At 55.6% G+C, this 14,860-nt stretch carries 10 protein-coding genes and 1 riboswitch; of the genes, 5 read left to right on the top strand and 5 right to left on the bottom strand.

The window, feature by feature from the left end:
* The first annotated feature begins 10 nt into the window (after positions 1 to 10).
* Entirely contained in the window at positions 11 to 1,072 is a 1,062-nt protein-coding gene (locus OCY70_RS11300; protein ID WP_261944856.1) for a DUF7309 domain-containing protein, read from the top strand.
* A gap of 375 nt (positions 1,073 to 1,447) precedes the next feature.
* On the opposite strand, the gene OCY70_RS11305 is transcribed toward OCY70_RS11300, so the two are convergent.
* On the bottom strand, positions 1,448 to 1,600 hold the full coding sequence (locus OCY70_RS11305) for a hypothetical protein (protein WP_261944857.1): 153 nt from the start codon (positions 1,598 to 1,600) through the stop codon (positions 1,448 to 1,450).
* Positions 1,601 to 1,766: 166 nt separating this feature from the next.
* On the opposite strand from OCY70_RS11305, the gene OCY70_RS11310 reads away from it, so the two are divergent.
* Complete coding sequence (locus OCY70_RS11310; RefSeq protein WP_261944858.1) at positions 1,767 to 3,278, top strand: IS5 family transposase; 1,512 nt, start codon at positions 1,767 to 1,769, stop codon at positions 3,276 to 3,278.
* Here the strand turns inward: OCY70_RS11310 and OCY70_RS11315 are convergent.
* Positions 3,244 to 4,269, bottom strand: a complete 1,026-nt coding sequence (locus tag OCY70_RS11315) for an IS4 family transposase (protein WP_261944859.1) — start codon at positions 4,267 to 4,269, stop codon at positions 3,244 to 3,246. The two genes, OCY70_RS11310 and OCY70_RS11315, sit on opposite strands and share 35 nt — an antisense overlap.
* Positions 4,270 to 4,706: 437 nt before the next feature.
* Positions 4,707 to 4,808: riboswitch (purine riboswitch) on the top strand.
* A gap of 133 nt (positions 4,809 to 4,941) precedes the next feature.
* Between OCY70_RS11315 and ade the strand changes: the two genes are divergently transcribed.
* Together ade and helD are read left to right on the top strand one after the other, a co-directional pair.
* Positions 4,942 to 6,714 (top strand): adenine deaminase, encoded by a 1,773-nt coding sequence (gene ade / locus OCY70_RS11320; RefSeq protein ID WP_213431085.1) that lies wholly within the window; start codon positions 4,942 to 4,944, stop codon positions 6,712 to 6,714.
* Between the two features lie 356 nt (positions 6,715 to 7,070).
* Positions 7,071 to 9,431, top strand: coding sequence for an RNA polymerase recycling motor HelD (helD, locus tag OCY70_RS11325; RefSeq protein ID WP_213431086.1), 2,361 nt, complete (start codon positions 7,071 to 7,073; stop codon positions 9,429 to 9,431).
* A 501-nt stretch (positions 9,432 to 9,932) separates the two neighbouring features.
* Here helD and OCY70_RS11330 read toward each other — a convergent pair.
* On the bottom strand, positions 9,933 to 10,772 hold the full coding sequence (locus OCY70_RS11330; RefSeq protein ID WP_213431088.1) for a DNA adenine methylase: 840 nt from the start codon (positions 10,770 to 10,772) through the stop codon (positions 9,933 to 9,935).
* A 208-nt stretch (positions 10,773 to 10,980) separates the two neighbouring features.
* Positions 10,981 to 12,495 carry a Fe-Mn family superoxide dismutase gene (locus OCY70_RS11335; protein ID WP_213431089.1) on the bottom strand — a complete coding sequence of 505 codons (1,515 nt, stop codon included), beginning with the start codon at positions 12,493 to 12,495 and terminating at the stop codon, positions 10,981 to 10,983.
* Positions 12,496 to 12,651: 156 nt separating this feature from the next.
* Between OCY70_RS11335 and OCY70_RS11340 the strand changes: the two genes are divergently transcribed.
* A protein-coding gene (locus tag OCY70_RS11340; protein WP_213431522.1) for an IS630 family transposase occupies positions 12,652 to 13,691 on the top strand; the annotation gives its coding sequence in 2 pieces (ribosomal slippage) (positions 12,652 to 13,155 and positions 13,158 to 13,691; 1,038 coding nt in all).
* A 106-nt stretch (positions 13,692 to 13,797) separates the two neighbouring features.
* Here the strand turns inward: OCY70_RS11340 and OCY70_RS11345 are convergent.
* A complete protein-coding gene (locus OCY70_RS11345) occupies positions 13,798 to 14,820 on the bottom strand; it encodes an alpha/beta hydrolase (protein WP_213429765.1) in 1,023 nt (340 codons plus the stop codon).
* Positions 14,821 to 14,860 lie beyond the last annotated feature (40 nt).

The following is a 14,860-nucleotide window of genomic DNA, read 5'->3' on the forward strand; positions in this document are numbered from 1 at the left end:
AGGAAATTCTATGGCAAAGACGGATGTAGAACAGACGGAACGCAACGAAGAAGCGGTGGAGTTAACCGAAGAGCAGGCGGAATGGCATCGCCTCTATGAAGCGGCGGCGGCTTTCAAGAAGCAAGGAAGCTGGAAGTGGGTGTCCGACTCCGAAATCTTCGGCGTATGCAACCCGGAGGATGGAGAGGTCGGCTACTGCACCATTATGGGATCGAACGAAGAGCTGTTCGGCCTGGCCGTTTTCCGCGGCGGCGAAGGGCTGGAGAGCCTGCGGGACATGATGCTGGAGCAGGACGATCATTATGCTTGGCTGAACCGGCAAAAATGCATGATGGTGACGTTCGAGGACCGGACCGATCTGGACAAGCAGGATCTGGCGCAAATCAAAGAGCTTGGCTTCCGCTTCCGCGGCCGCAACGCCTGGCCGCTGTTCCGGGCCTATGACCCGGGGCTTGTACCATGGACGCTTGACCGGAAGCAGGTCCGCTTCCTGACGAACGCCTTGGAGCAAGCGGTGGAGCTGGCCGCCCGATGCAAGAAGGACGAGCGGCTGCTCGTGCCGCCGGTCTCCGGCCAACTGTTGGTCCGCGCGCAGGAGAACGGGGAATGGAGCGAAGGCTGGCGCGATCCCGAATTCGTCCTGAAGCGCCCGGCGAAGTATGAATACAGCGACGATGCGAAGCTGACGGACCTGGTGCGCCGCATTCCGGAGAAGCGGGGGCAGTGGGAGACCGATTATTTCTTCGCTCCCGTCGCGGTGCAGGGCGAGGCGGAGCGGCCGTATTACCCGCGGCTCTGCCTGTGGGTGGATCGGCAGACCCGCAGCGCGGTCGGCTTCCATGTCGCTTATGAAGGGAATTACGAGCAGGAATTCATTGATCATATGATTAAGCTAATCGAGGAGAAAGGGGCGCGCCCGCAAAAGCTCATTATCCGGTCGAACGAAGGCCTGGATCTGTTCGAGAAGACGGCGCAGCGCCTGAAAATCAAAATCGAACGCGAGCCGCGCCTCATCTATCTGGAGGAGGCCCAGGCGGATCTGTTCGATTATTTCGCGCAGCACGAAGCTTGATTGCCATACCGGGCGTTCTTGCAGGATGCTCGGCACCCAATGGGAGTGTCTCATAGGCATTGCAAAATGATTGAGGTGACGAGTTAACAGAGAATGTGGATGCGGGAAAAACGGCGGAGGAGGATGAAGCAGTGAAATGCTGCGTGGATACAGCAATTTCTGCTCTTTCAGCCGCTATTTGATGAAATTCCTGCAAAAATACATTATTTTCACACTAGCGTTGCATCGAGCGGTTAGTTCATAATCTAATTTCAATTAACATCAATATATGATATATATTTACATTTGCGATGTCCGCGCTAAGTCTAAAAAAGTCGAGCTGGAAACAGACCCTACGCGTTATCCATTATATGTAAAAATCGTTTTCGTTTGTCATTACGTCACAATCAGTCTCGGTTTCATCGACTTTGTTGCCTTTTTCGGACGTCTCCCATTTCGCTTTGGTCGACCTCTAGATGTTCGAGTCGGCTTGCGGTTGAGTGCAGCGATCAAATTTTCCCATGGTTTTTCCGCATAGATGCGAATCAACTGGAGGAGGTCCCATGTCGACTTTTTACAGTCCAGTGTTAATTTAGGGCTTGCTGAACAATCATTTTTCTAAGGTTTTACAAGGATTTCTGGACTCTAACTCGAAATAAAATGCAAGGAAAATGCGAATTTCTTGCAAAAAATCGTGCACGTGGAGTGAACCAACATGTATCGTAGAACCGAAAGCCAGCTTCAGTTGTTCGAAGATTTCTACTTGCCGTTTGGCGGTAAATTAAATAAGGAGAACCGTTGGGTTCAACTGGCCGCTATCATCCCGTGGTGGCGGGCAGAAGAATTCTACGCGAAGTCGTTCAAGAAATCAATGCGCGGTCAGATCCCTTTGTCTGTTCGTATGGCTTTGGGAGCGCTGTACATTCAGGAACGTATGCAGCTCGATGATCGAGAGACGGTCCAGCAGATCGCCGAAAATCCGTACTACCAGTACTTCCTTGGGCTGCCGGCGTTCCAAGATAAGCCTCCGTTCCATCACTCGCTGTTGACCCATTTCCGCAAGCGATTGGGTGCGGATGTCATTGAACGAATCAACGATTGGATTTTGGAAGAGGACGCAGAGCGAAAGAAACAGGAACAAAACAAGAGCGATCCTCAAGATCCTCCAGGCAGCGGCCATGGCTCTGATGGAACATCCGTTAATGAAGACGGCAAAAGCAAAGAGAAACCATGCAACAAAGGCACCTTGATGCTCGACGCGACCTGCGCACCGGCCGACATCTCGTATCCGACCGATTTGAAATTATTGAACGAGGCGCGGGAAAAACTCGAAGCGATCATCGATGTTCTGCACGAGCCTTTCGTCGGGAAGGCCAAGAAACCGAGAACGTATCGTCAAACCGCCCGCAAATGCTACCTCGAGATCGCCAAGAAACGGCGAACGGGTGCCAAATCCATCCGGAAAGCGGTTGGCAAACAGCTTCGTTATGTTTCGCGTAATCTTGGCATCATCGAAATGCTGGCAGCGAAAAGCAGCTTGAATCAACTGGGTTCGCAGCAGTATCGGCAATTGCTCGTCATTTCCGAGCTGTATCGTCAACAGCAAGAGATGTACGACAAACGGACACACTCGGTGGAAGATCGAATCGTCAGTCTTTCCCAACCGCATGTACGGCCGATTGTCCGCGGGAAAGTGAATGCTCCCGTCGAGTTTGGAGCAAAGCTGGCGATCAGTCTGGTGGATGGTTACGCTCGGATGGAGAAGCTGTCCTGGGATAACTTCAACGAAAGCATGACACTGAAAGCTTCCGTGGAGTCGTTCGTCCAGCGATATGGATGTTATCCGGAAGCCATTCTAGCCGACCAAATCTACCGAAACCGGGAGAACCTTCGCTATTGTAAGGAGCACGGCATCCGTCTGAGTGGTCCAAACTTAGGACGTCCGAAGAAAGAAGCGGAACCAGAACGGAACCAGGCCAGACAGGATGCTTCAATGCGTAACGCGATCGAAGGAAAATTCGGAGAAGGCAAACGCTCCTACGGACTGGGGCGTATTCGAGCACGCCTTCGAGAGACAAGCGAAACGGTCATTGCTCTGCAACTGCTTGTTATGAATCTCGAACGCAAGCTGCGCGTTCTCTTTTTGCCGATTTTCAGACTGCTGCTGAATCTGTGCCGTCAGCCTCTGTGGCCTAAAAGGCAATATGTTCAGCAAGCCCTAATTTAATCAGCAAACAGAGAGCATACGCGATTAAAGCAATATACATTTGGTTCCAAATCGCTTCGGCCGTATAACCGTGGGGTTTTACCAATCGAATATGCTGCTTGACCCATTTAAAAAACAACTCAATATGCCAGCGATTTCGATAAATCTCGGCAATTTGATGTGCGGATAAGTCAAATCGATTCGTTACAATTCGATAGGTACGCCCTTGGTCATCCTTAAACTCAATCAAACGCAGAACCGCTGGCAGCTCCGGCATCGTCACATCAGCATCAAGGATAAACCCATTCTGCCTTTTGGGGAGGTCTCTTTTTCTGATGATCGTTAACCGGCTCTTTTGCTTGACGCGGCAAACAAATTTAATCTTATCCTCTACCCATTTCTGAAAATGGTCGTATACCTGGTATCCTCGGTCCATCACGTAGGTCGCATCTTTATCCACTGTAAATTCCAACACGACTTCATGATCGGCTACATCTTTGGTTGAAGCGACGATCTTGTCTGGATACATCGTTTTGGAGTCCGCAACGACCAAGGAGGTGTGCATCTTCACGCCATGGCTACTTTTGGAACAATAGGACCATTTCGCGAGAATGGGAGGTAGTGTAATTCCCGATGAATCGATTAGCTTGAGTTTCCCAATACCAGGCGTAATGCCGCGTTTCCCTTTTGTAAGTTGCTTGATTCGATCAATGAGCGAGAAAAAGAGCGTCTGAAGATACTCCATAGGCAGCCGTTTCAGCTTCCGCGATAGTTGAGAAGCGCTTATGCTCTTGAGACCCAGAAGATCTTGAAATTCAGGATTAGCCGCTACATGCTCTGACATGACTTTGTATGAGTCTCGTTGCTGAAGCTGTGCCTCTACAAATAAGAGTGTCGAAGAGCCGACAAACAGCTTTTGGGCCCGGTAATCCAATGACTCGTGTCGAGTAGAATGGACATGTAACCATTTTAGGCATTGACAAATGACGTTATGATTCGGTACGTTATCCATAAGAAATCTCCTTTGTTGAGGCGTTTTATGGATAACGTTAGGGTAACTCAACAATAGGAGATTTCTTTATTTTTGTCCATGAATATAGTTCAATAAGTTACAAATATAGAGACTTATGGGATAGAAATTTTCGTAAAAAGATTGATGCAACGCTAGTGTTATTTTCAACGATTTTTTCTTTTATCGATTGGATAGTCAGAAATTGATGCCGTTTTGCAGGATTCCCTGTAACGGAGTCCACGTCATAAAGGAAAGGTGAATTTTTGCAGTTTTTCGGCGAGTCGAGCTTTGAGAATCAAGGGGGGACTGTCTCACTGTAGTGAAATACTACTTTTGGGACATCCCCGTTTTTTTGGTTGAGGCGGGATATTGGGCCAGGCATCTTTTTACTTCGCATACATCCATTGACGGAAATAGGCCCAGTCGCTACAATGTAGAGAATTGAATAGGATAGTCTTCGTATAATTTTGGAAATATGGTCCAACCGTCTCTACCAAACTACCGTAAATAGTTTGACTACGAGGAAGAGAATGCCTGCCGCGGAGGATGGATCCCCGCTGGGACAGGCTGTTCTTGATCCTTGCCGTCAAACTCTAGTTGCTGGACTAGAGTTTTTTTGTTGTACTCGGATCGCGCTAGTATCCTACAAAAAGCAAAGGAATGTGAAATCGTATGAATTGGAGCAAGCAACATTTGAGCAAGCGGATTGCCGCAGCCGCCAGAACGGCGCCTGCCGACCTCGTCATCACGAACGGGAAAATCGTCGATGTCTTCAATCTCGAGATTATCGAAGGGGATGTCGCGATTGTGGACGGCATCATCGCAGGCATTGGCGGCAGCTATGAAGGCGCCCGCGTCATCGATGCGGAGGGACGCTACATCGCCCCGTCCTTCATCGACACGCATGTTCATATCGAATCCGCCATGGTTACGCCGGCCGAATTCGCTCGCGTCGTCCTTCCTCACGGCGTCACGTCCGTCATCGCCGATCCGCATGAGATCGCGAATGTGTCAGGGGCGGACGGCATTCAATATATGCTGGACGCTTCCGAGAATTTGCCGCTGGACGTATACGTCATGCTCCCGTCCTGCGTTCCGTGCACGCCGTTCGAGCATGCCGGAGCGACGCTCGATGCGGCCAGCCTGGAGGCATTCTATCCCCACCCCCGGGTATTGGGCTTGGCCGAGGTGATGGATTACCCTTCCGTGCGGCGCGGCGATGACGGCATGCTGGATAAATTGGTGTCCTCGCATCGGCACGGCGGACGGATTGACGGTCACGGCGCCGGGTTGGATGAAGAGGCCATCAATGTGTACCGGGCGGTCGGCATTCGCAACGATCATGAGTGCGTCACGGCCGAGGAAGCCAAGGCGCGGCTGCGGCGCGGCATGTATGTCATGATTCGCGAAGGCTCGGTCGCCAAGGATGTCGAAGCGCTCATCCCGGCCGTGACCGCCAGCAACGCGCGCCGCTGCGTGTTCTGCACCGATGACAAGCATTTGGACGAGCTGCTGCAGGAGGGCAGCGTCGATCATAACGCGCGTCTGGCCATTCGCTGCGGGCTTGATCCGCTGCAGTCGATCCAGATGGCATCCCTGAATGCCGCCGAATGCTACGGATTGCCGGCCAAAGGCGCGATCGCTCCCGGGTACGAGGCGGACTTCTTGCTGCTCGACGATCTGGAGCGCCTGACGATTGCCCAAGTGTACAAAGCCGGCAGGCTGGTGGGCGAGAACGGCCAATATACCGGACCGCAGCCGCAAGCCGCCGAAATCCCGGCCAAGCTGTTGAAGACGGTCAACCTGCCCGAGATAACGGAGCGGGATCTGCAAATCCGGCTGCAGGGGGAGCGCCGCTGCCATATTATCGGCATCAATCCGAACAGCCTCATCACGACGCGTCTCGTGGAGGAGGTCGATGTGGAGGATGGCTGCTTCCGTCCTTCCGTGGCCAAGGACCATTTGAAGATCGCCGTGTTGGAGCGGCATCATCATACCGGATGCATCGGACTGGGTATCGTCAAGGGATTCGGCATTCAATGCGGAGCGATCGCCTCCACCGTGGCGCATGATTCGCACAACCTCGTCGTGGCCGGCAGCAATGATCGGGATATGCTGACCGCCATCCAAGCGCTGCGCGACATGGAGGGCGGATTGGTCGTCGCAAGCGATGGAGCCGTGCTCGCGGCGATCGAGCTTCGGGTGGCAGGCTTAATGTCGACCGGCGATTATGCCGAGGTGCTCCGTCATATGGAACAGATCCGCCAGGCTATGGCGCGGATTGGCGCATCCAGCGAGTTCAATTCTTTCGTTACGCTGTCGTTCCTATGCTTGCCTGTGATACCCGAACTGAAGCTGACGGATATGGGCTTATTCGAATTCGCCGCCTTCAAGCATATTCCGGTCGCGGAGGAGAGCCGCGCCGCGGAATCCGCAGCGCGTTGAGGATACTGCAGGCTCCAACCTCCCTTCATCGATCATAAGGAAAACTTCGTAATAAGTTCGGAAGCTCCGAATTCACCGCAATAAAAAAGACCGGGGGAAATTCTCTCCTCCGGTCGTTCTCTTCTTGAAAACATCACCAAAATTAGGTTATCTATGTAATATAAAGCATGCTTAGCACCTTGTCCAACGCTTGCAGCCGCATCCATCCTATGGTACGATATCAGGTGCGGCATAAGTTTATGATGAACAAATATATTCTTATCCAAATATATAATATCATAACGCACGGGGTGTTGTCAACTGGTTAAGCAACCCGGTGCCGCAAAATCGTAATCTATATCAAAGCGGGTGATAAGATGGACCCGAAACATCGGGAGTGGCAGTTGGAGGAAGCTCGGGCTGTCGAGGTAATGGAGAAAATTGAGCAGCGCATCGTTCCGCTGCAGGAAGAGATGGGCGCGGTCAAGCGGGAAGTCGTGGATATCCGGCGCGAGTTCTGGGACGACGTCAAGGTCAATCTGGATGACGCGAATGAGGCCATCGAGACGCATGCCAGCTTGAAGCAGCAGGCGGAGGTATTGGCGGAGCGTGAGCGCAGGCATCTTCATGCCGCCCAGCAGCTTGATGTGTGGAGGCGGATGGCGCGGTCCCCTTATTTTGCGCGGATTGATTTCCGGGAAGAGGGGGAAGCGGAGGCAGAGCGAGTGTATATCGGGATCGGCTCGTTCCGGGACAAGGACGACAACTTCCTCGTCTATGACTGGCGGGCGCCCGTGTCCAGCCTGTATTATGACTATTCGCCGGGCCCGGCCCACTATGAGACGCCGATCGGCCGCCTGTCGGGGGAGATGGGGCTCAAGCGCCAATTCATCATCACGGACGGCCGCTTCCGGGGCATGTTCGATACGGGGCTTACGATTGGCGACGAGCTGCTGCGGGAGATTCTCAGCCGCCCGTCCAGCGCCCATATGAAGAGCATCGTCGCGACGATCCAGCGGGAGCAGAACCGCATCATCCGCAACGAGCAGAAGCGGCTCATGATCGTCACCGGCCCGGCGGGCAGCGGCAAGACGTCGACCGCTCTCCAGCGGATTGCGTACTTGCTGTACCGGTATCGGGATACGCTGCAGGCCGATGAGATCGTGCTGTTCTCGCCGAATCCGATGTTCAACCGCTATGTCTCGACCGTCCTGCCGGAATTGGGGGAACGGAACATGCGGCAGACGACGTATCAGGAGTACGTGGAGCACCGGTTGGCCGACTCCTTCCGTCTGGAGCACCCGGCAGAACAGATGGAATATGCGCTGAGCGCCGGGGATGAACCGGAATACGCGGCGCGGATGGAAGGGATTCGTTATAAAGCGGGGGCGGCTTTCTTCCGGCTGCTCGGGCGCTATGTGGAGCGGCTCGGACAGGAAGGCATGCGGTTCCGCGATCTTCGCTTCCAGGATCGGACGCTCGTATCGGGGGAAGCGATGCTGCGGCATTTTTATGAGCTGGATGCGTCCCTGTCGATCCCGAACCGGCTGAGCCAGCTGGCGGAATGGCTGCGGGGCGAGCTGGTCGCCGCCGCGCGCCGGGAGCGGAAGGCGGACTGGGTGGAGGAAGAGATCGAGCTGCTCGACAATGAGGATTATGTGAGGGCGTTCCAGGAGCTGCAGCGCCGGCAAAGATATACGGAGGAGACATTCGATGACTTCGATCGCGAACGCGAATGGCTGGCCCGCCAGATCGTGAATGAGCGCTTCAAGCCGCTTCGCGCGGACATCAAGCGATTCCGCTTCGTCGATATGCCAGCCATCTACACGCAATTATTCGCCAGTCCGGACATAGCGGCCAGCCTGGCCGGAAAAGAAGGGCTGCCTGAGCGCTGGGCCGACATCTGCGCCCTGACGGCCGAACGGGTGCGCCGGGGCGAGATGTCCGTAGAGGATGCCACGCCTTACTTGTATTTGAATGAATGTCTGGAAGGCTTCCATACGAATACGTCGATCCGGCATGTCTTCGTGGACGAAGGCCAGGATTACGGGGTCTTCCAGCTCCATTTCCTCAAGCGCCTGTTCCCTCGGGCCCGGTTCACGGTGCTGGGGGATGAGGATCAGGCGATTTACCCGCATGCCGAAGGAGCGGCGGCGGTGCCGCTGCCGGCGTTGGCGGAAGTGTTCCCGGCCGAGGAGACGGAGTCGTTCCAATTGACCCGAAGCTATCGATCGACCCGGCCGATCATGGAGCTGGCCCGCCGCATCATTCCGGGCGGCGAGCGGATCGATACGTTCGTGCGCGAAGGTCCGGCGCCGACGCTGACGGGATTGCAGGACAGGGAGGAATTGCATGCTCAGGTTGCCGCGCGGATGCGCGAGCTGCTCGCCGCCGGGCACCGCAATGTCGCTCTGCTCTGCACGACCGCTCGGGAGAGCCGCGAGGCGTACGAGGCCTTGAAGGATCTTGTGCCGCTGCGGCTCGTTCACCAGGAGACGGTCACCTTCGAAGCCGGCGCGCTGGTTATTCCGTCGTATCTGGCCAAGGGCGTCGAGTTCGATGCCGTCGTGCTGTATAATGCATCTGACGAAGGGTACGGCCGGGAGAGCGAGCGCAAGCTGCTGTATGTGGCGTGCACGCGGGCGATGCATGAGCTCCATGTCTACTATACGGGGCGGCCGAGTCCTTGGCTGGAAGCCGCGCTTGCGGAAGCGGACGAAGGGCAGGAACAGGCCTGAGTCGGGAGCCGGATTGGCGATCGATTCGGAAGAAAATAGAAGCTGCCTTGCGCTGCATGGGATCGACGTAGCAGGTCCATGCGGCGCGGGCGGCAGCTTTTTTTGTACATAGGGAAGGAGGGGGGAAGGCTAGTGATGGGGCTGATTATCATCGTGCTGCTGGTGTGCAGTCTGCTGCTTCTGCTGCGGATCAACTCGAATCGAAGCTTCCCCGGAGGGACAAGGTGGAGGAGGCGGTGAAGCGGGCCAAGGAACGCTACAATCTGGATTAAGGGAGAGGGGCGGCGCGCCGTTCCTATCGGTGTGCGGCAGGTCTCCGCCAGCGGCTCCAGCAGAGGGATGATACGCACGAACGAGTTCGCTTGCGGGAACGGCCCGCCTTCCGGCTCTGCGATGGCCGGGGCCTCCCCGGTGACATCTTTTTTCCGCAGCCGGCCCGCCGCCATCTCCTTCATTCCCCCTGGAGCTTCCTGTGTTCACGGAATCATCCCCGTTCCGGCCTTATTCTTCGAGTTGATAATTCATGACCAGCACCTCGTCCACCGCGCCGCGGGCGGTCGCCTTGGAGTTGATATTGCGCCGGGCCTGCACGATATGGAGCGGGAAGCCGTCGTACAGCTCGCGAATATAGTCTGTCGCATGGTTCGACAGCATCACATAGACGCCGCGTCCGTCCAGCTCGCGGAACAGGTTGGCCAGCCGCAGCTGCTCGTCCCGCCCGAAGCCGTCCTTCGCATAGGAGGTGAAGGCAGCCGTCTTGGTCAAGACGTCGTATGGCGGATCGAAGTAGACGAAGTCTCCCGGTTGCGCTGATTCCACGGCCTGCTCGAAGTCGCCGACGGTCATGGCGATATCCGCCGATTGGAAATAGGACGCCAAGGAGCGGATCGTCTCTTCCTGGACGATATCCGGCTGCTTGTAGCGCCCGAAGGGAACGTTGTTCTGTCCCTTGGCGTTGACCCGGTACAGGCCGTTATAGCATGTCCGGTTCAAATAGACGAGACGGGCGGCCCGGGTAACGGCGTCCATCTGCGCGTATTCCTCCGGATTCCGATCCCAGGAGCGGACTTCATAGTAATAGCTCTCTTCGTTCCGGTGAACCCGGAGCGCATCGATAAGCGCTTCCTGGTCGCGGCGAATCGTCTCGTACAGATTGATCAGCTCGCCGTTCACGTCGTTGATGAAGGCGCGCGGCGGCATCAGATCGAACAGCAGCGCGGCGCCCCCGATGAACGGCTCGAAATAGGCCGCCTGCGACCAGTCGAGGCGCGGCAGACGGCGGCGGATGTCGGGGAGCAGTTGGCGCTTGCCTCCCGCCCATTTGAGTATCGGTTTCAACATTGCCCTTCACCCCTGTCGGTTATCTGCGTCGTGAGGACTTGCTCGCCCGCAGGCGGGGCAGTCTCTCCTCACGCAAAAAAAAGGCGGCCTGAAGGCCGCACGTAAGTTCGCGTATCCTCTTCTATTGTACTCAACGGGAGGGAGAAGACGCAATATCGAAAATGCGGCCGTATACGGCTTCCCGGGGAATTAGGAAAGCGCGCCTGCATTAATAGGGCTTCCATACCAGGGTGCGCGCCGCCTGGAACCGCTCATCGACCGCGGGCCAATTGACGACATGCCACCAATCCTCGATATATTTGGCCCGCTCGTCCTTGTGTTTCAAATAGTAGGCGTGCTCCCATACATCGATCGGCAGGAGCGGGATGACGTCCCACTGCGACAGATTCTGATGCTTCTCCGCCTGCAAAATCTCCAAGCGGCGGCTGCGCGGGCTCCAGACCAGAATCGTCCAGCCGCCGCCCTCCACCTTCTCTGCGGCTTTGGAGAAATGCATTTTGAACGCCTTGAAGCTTCCGAAATCCCGCGTAATCTGGTCGAGCAGCTCCCCGGTCGGCTGGCCGCCGCCAACCGGATTCATCGTATTCCAGAAAATCGTGTGCAAATAGTGGCCCGCTCCGTGGAACGCAAGCTCTCTCTCCCAGTGCTTCACCAGATCGAAGCGGCCGGTGCGCCGCGCTTCCGCCAATGCGCGCTCGGCCTGGTTCAAGCCGTCGACATAGCTCTGATGGTGCTTGTCGTGATGCACCCGCATCGTCGTCTCGTCGATATACGGCTCCAATGCATCATACGGATACGGCAATGGCGGCAGCGTATGGCCGCCGATCGGGACGGAGTCGGGCTCCGCCCGCAGATAGTACTCCGGCACCGGCGGCTGATGCTGAGGGTGGCCGGGCGGCCATCCGCCCGTCGGGGCATACGGCAGATCCCGGCACGATGCGCTGCCGAAGGAGGCGTCTTCCGGTCCGGTCCGGGCTTCGCCCTGCTCCTGGACCGACTCAACCTGCTGAACCCCATGAGACGCTTGCGGTGCTTGGGCCGTCTGGGGCGTCTGAGCCGTACCGATGTAAGCCAGAATGCCCGAAGCTGGCGATGGCGGTGCGGTTGCCTCCGGACCGTGGGAGCTCTCCTCGGGTTCCCTGTCATAGGCTGTCAAGGGATATTCCGCTTCCGCCGGCGCATCGGAGCTGCTGCCGCTATCGAAGGATAGGGCTTCGTGGATGAACGCCTTCGGCTGCACGGCGTGCCCGGGTTGCGCGGCATGCCCGCCCGGAACGTCCGGCGAAGTGAAGGAAGACAGCGGTTTCTCTTTCAGGGCGTGCACGACGTTCAGGAAATAGATTGATTCATCGGCGATATGATCGAATACGATCGGGGCTAGCGGCACGGTCTGCACCGCGCGGCTGTACTGCTTCATCGTCTCCAGATGCTTCACGAACTGCTCGGATTGATAGACGGATGCCTTGAGCAGCAGCTCGATCTTGTGCATCGTATCGGGAGAGGTGCTTCCTCCTTGCGACAGAATGAACTGGAGCCAGGCCGAGGCCGCTTCCTCGGTCTTGGTGAAGACCGGCTGCCATTCCCGGAGCACTTGAACATATTCCGGCTCAAGCTGCGGCACGATGGCAAGAATGACCTCGATGTGCTCGCGCTCTTGTTTTTTCCAAAATACGATCTCTTCGAGCACGCGGACGGGCATCAGTGCCCCATATATGTATTCCAACGAGCGTCCCTCCTTTACATGTCAATGCAGACTCGCATCCATAACCTCTTGTATCTATATAAATTGAATTAAAGTTTTAGAGAATTATGGTAAGGAATTTCATACCTGCATGTCGAATGAATAAAGGACCACAAAAAGACAGGTAGGGAGTAGAACATGGAAAACCCAACGAAGCTTGACGAAGTGAAGCAAGCCATGAGAAAAGCAAAGGATCGCCGAATGTACGAGCGCTACCAGGCATTATATTTACATCTCCAAGGGGCTCCGGTAAAAGAGATTGCCCATACGTTGGACCGAAGCGTTCAAACGGTAAAGGCATATATCAAGGCTTATGATCAGGGCGGACTTTCCGGACTGCAAATGAATCATTCGCCGGGCGCGCCTGTTCGCTTAACAAAAGAGCAGCAGGAAAAGCTGAAGCAGACCATAGCTCATTGTGTTCCTCATGAGGTGGGCTTTACCGCTCGCCATAACTGGACGCTGGAACTGATTGCAGCCTTTATTAAGCGTGAATTTGGGCAAACGTATTCGCTTCGCGGGGTCTCGAAGATGATGCACCGCCAAGGGTTAAGCTACACCAAACCGACATACACTTTAGCTGCAGCAGACGAGGAGAAGCAACGCCAGTTCTCGGAAACCATTTTTCCTGCGTTAAAAAAAGACTGATGAATGATGAGATCGACCATTTGCTATTTGAAGATGAGTCCATGATCCGTGACTACCAAGCCATTCAAAAAACATGGTTTCTTAGGGGCAAACAGCGAATGATTCGAACGGCAGGCAAACACCGTGGAGTCAAGCTGCTGGCCACGCTTGACTATTCCACCGGCAAGGTGGTTTGGCAGGAAGACGAGCAATACACAGCCGAGACCTTTTTGAGTTTTCTCCAAAAGGTTGTTGCTCACTATCCTGCAGGCAAAATCGTCATCGTGTTAGATAATGCTCGCATTCATCATGCCAAGCTGCTCCGGCCGTTTTTGGACGAAATGAAAAGGCGGCTTGAACTTGTTTTCCTGCCCCCTTACAGCCCTCAACTCAATATTGTTGAAGGGCTATGGAAATGGCTGAAGTCCGATGTCATTAACAATGTGTTCTATCACACGGTTGCCGATATTCGCAAGAATGTCCTGCAGTTTATGAACGAGATCATGAAATCTCCATGGTCCATTATTGATCGCCTGTGTATTAGGTTCTAGTTGAATGGTTCAATAGTTCAACTTATATAGCCTATTCCGCCGACAGGTTGGCCTATGCTTCTCCCGCTGCCCCGGCGAAGCGCAAAAAACCCGCAAGCCATAAGGCTTACGGGCGGGCGATGATCGATGCGGCATCGGCGCGGTAGGCTGCGCTCAGAAATGCGGCGGCCTTGCCGAGGTAGTCTTTGCGGTGCGTGCGGTAGATAAGCTCATGCTGCACATTAGGGACGATCCAGGATTCCGACAGCTTGTTGCTCTGACGAGCCGCAATCTGCTCGGCAATCTCGTACGGCGCCTTCGTATCCGCGGTTCCGTGAATGATAAGCGTCGGCATCTCGTAGCTGGTGGCCTTCACTTCGTTGTACGGAATCTGCGCCAGGCTGGTGCCGTTCAGCGCCGGGAAGAAGAAGCGAAGCAGATCGAGCGACGGATGCTTCGGCAGCGGCACGTACTGCTTCAGATTGTGGTACAGCGTATCCGGCTCCAGCAGGAAGGTGCTGTCCAAAATCATCGCGTCGATGTCCTCGGTCAACAGCGCGGCCTGGAGGGCGGTGCCGGCTCCCATCGAGAAGCCCCAGACGACGATGTGGGAGGCCCCCCGTTCCTTGGCTAGGTTCACGGCGCCAAGCAGCTGCTCCTTCTCCAGCTTGCCCCCGGTGGCGGTGGTCTTGTGCTGCTCCGAGGCGAAGCCGTAATCGAACATGATGACGTTATAGTCAAGCCGGTGGGCGAACTGGGCCAGATCGTACATCGGCACCCAATATTCCTCGCGGTTCGCGCCATAGCCGTGGCTGAAAATGATCGTGCGTGACGAAGCGGTGTCCGAAGGAATATACCAGCCGTCGACGAGCGTATGGCCGTCGGCCGCCGGAAAGGTCACCGTCTCGTAAGGCATTCCCTTGGCCTCCATCGGAGTGGAGAAGAGCGGAGGCACCTGCGGATTCGCGAACATCCAGGCGATAAAGCCGTGCAGAGCGAGGAAGATGACCGATGCGGCGAACACCGTCGACAAGGCCAGGGCGATCACAATATGCTTCAGGCGGATGCGGCGTGCGGCCGCAGGCGCCAGACCCGAGGGCCCGATCCATTCCGGTTGAAGCGCGGGTGATGTGACGACAGGTGTGCTCATGGGCATGACCTCCTTCTGGATGTGCGGGAAAAGGGAGAAA

This window comes from Paenibacillus melissococcoides (genome assembly GCA_944800085.1).
In the GTDB taxonomy this organism is placed as follows: Bacteria; Bacillota; Bacilli; order Paenibacillales; family Paenibacillaceae; genus Paenibacillus_B; species Paenibacillus_B melissococcoides.

Coding starts and splice junctions, on each gene's coding strand:
- OCY70_RS11300 (WP_261944856.1), top strand. CDS start 11: ATGGCAAAGACGGATGTAGAACAGACGGAACGCAACGAAGAAGCGGTG.
- OCY70_RS11310 (WP_261944858.1), top strand. CDS start 1,767: ATGTATCGTAGAACCGAAAGCCAGCTTCAGTTGTTCGAAGATTTCTAC.
- OCY70_RS11315 (WP_261944859.1), bottom strand. CDS start 4,269: ATGGATAACGTACCGAATCATAACGTCATTTGTCAATGCCTAAAATGG.
- ade (WP_213431085.1), top strand. CDS start 4,942: ATGAATTGGAGCAAGCAACATTTGAGCAAGCGGATTGCCGCAGCCGCC.
- helD (WP_213431086.1), top strand. CDS start 7,071: ATGGACCCGAAACATCGGGAGTGGCAGTTGGAGGAAGCTCGGGCTGTC.
- OCY70_RS11330 (WP_213431088.1), bottom strand. CDS start 10,772: ATGTTGAAACCGATACTCAAATGGGCGGGAGGCAAGCGCCAACTGCTC.
- OCY70_RS11345 (WP_213429765.1), bottom strand. CDS start 14,820: ATGAGCACACCTGTCGTCACATCACCCGCGCTTCAACCGGAATGGATC.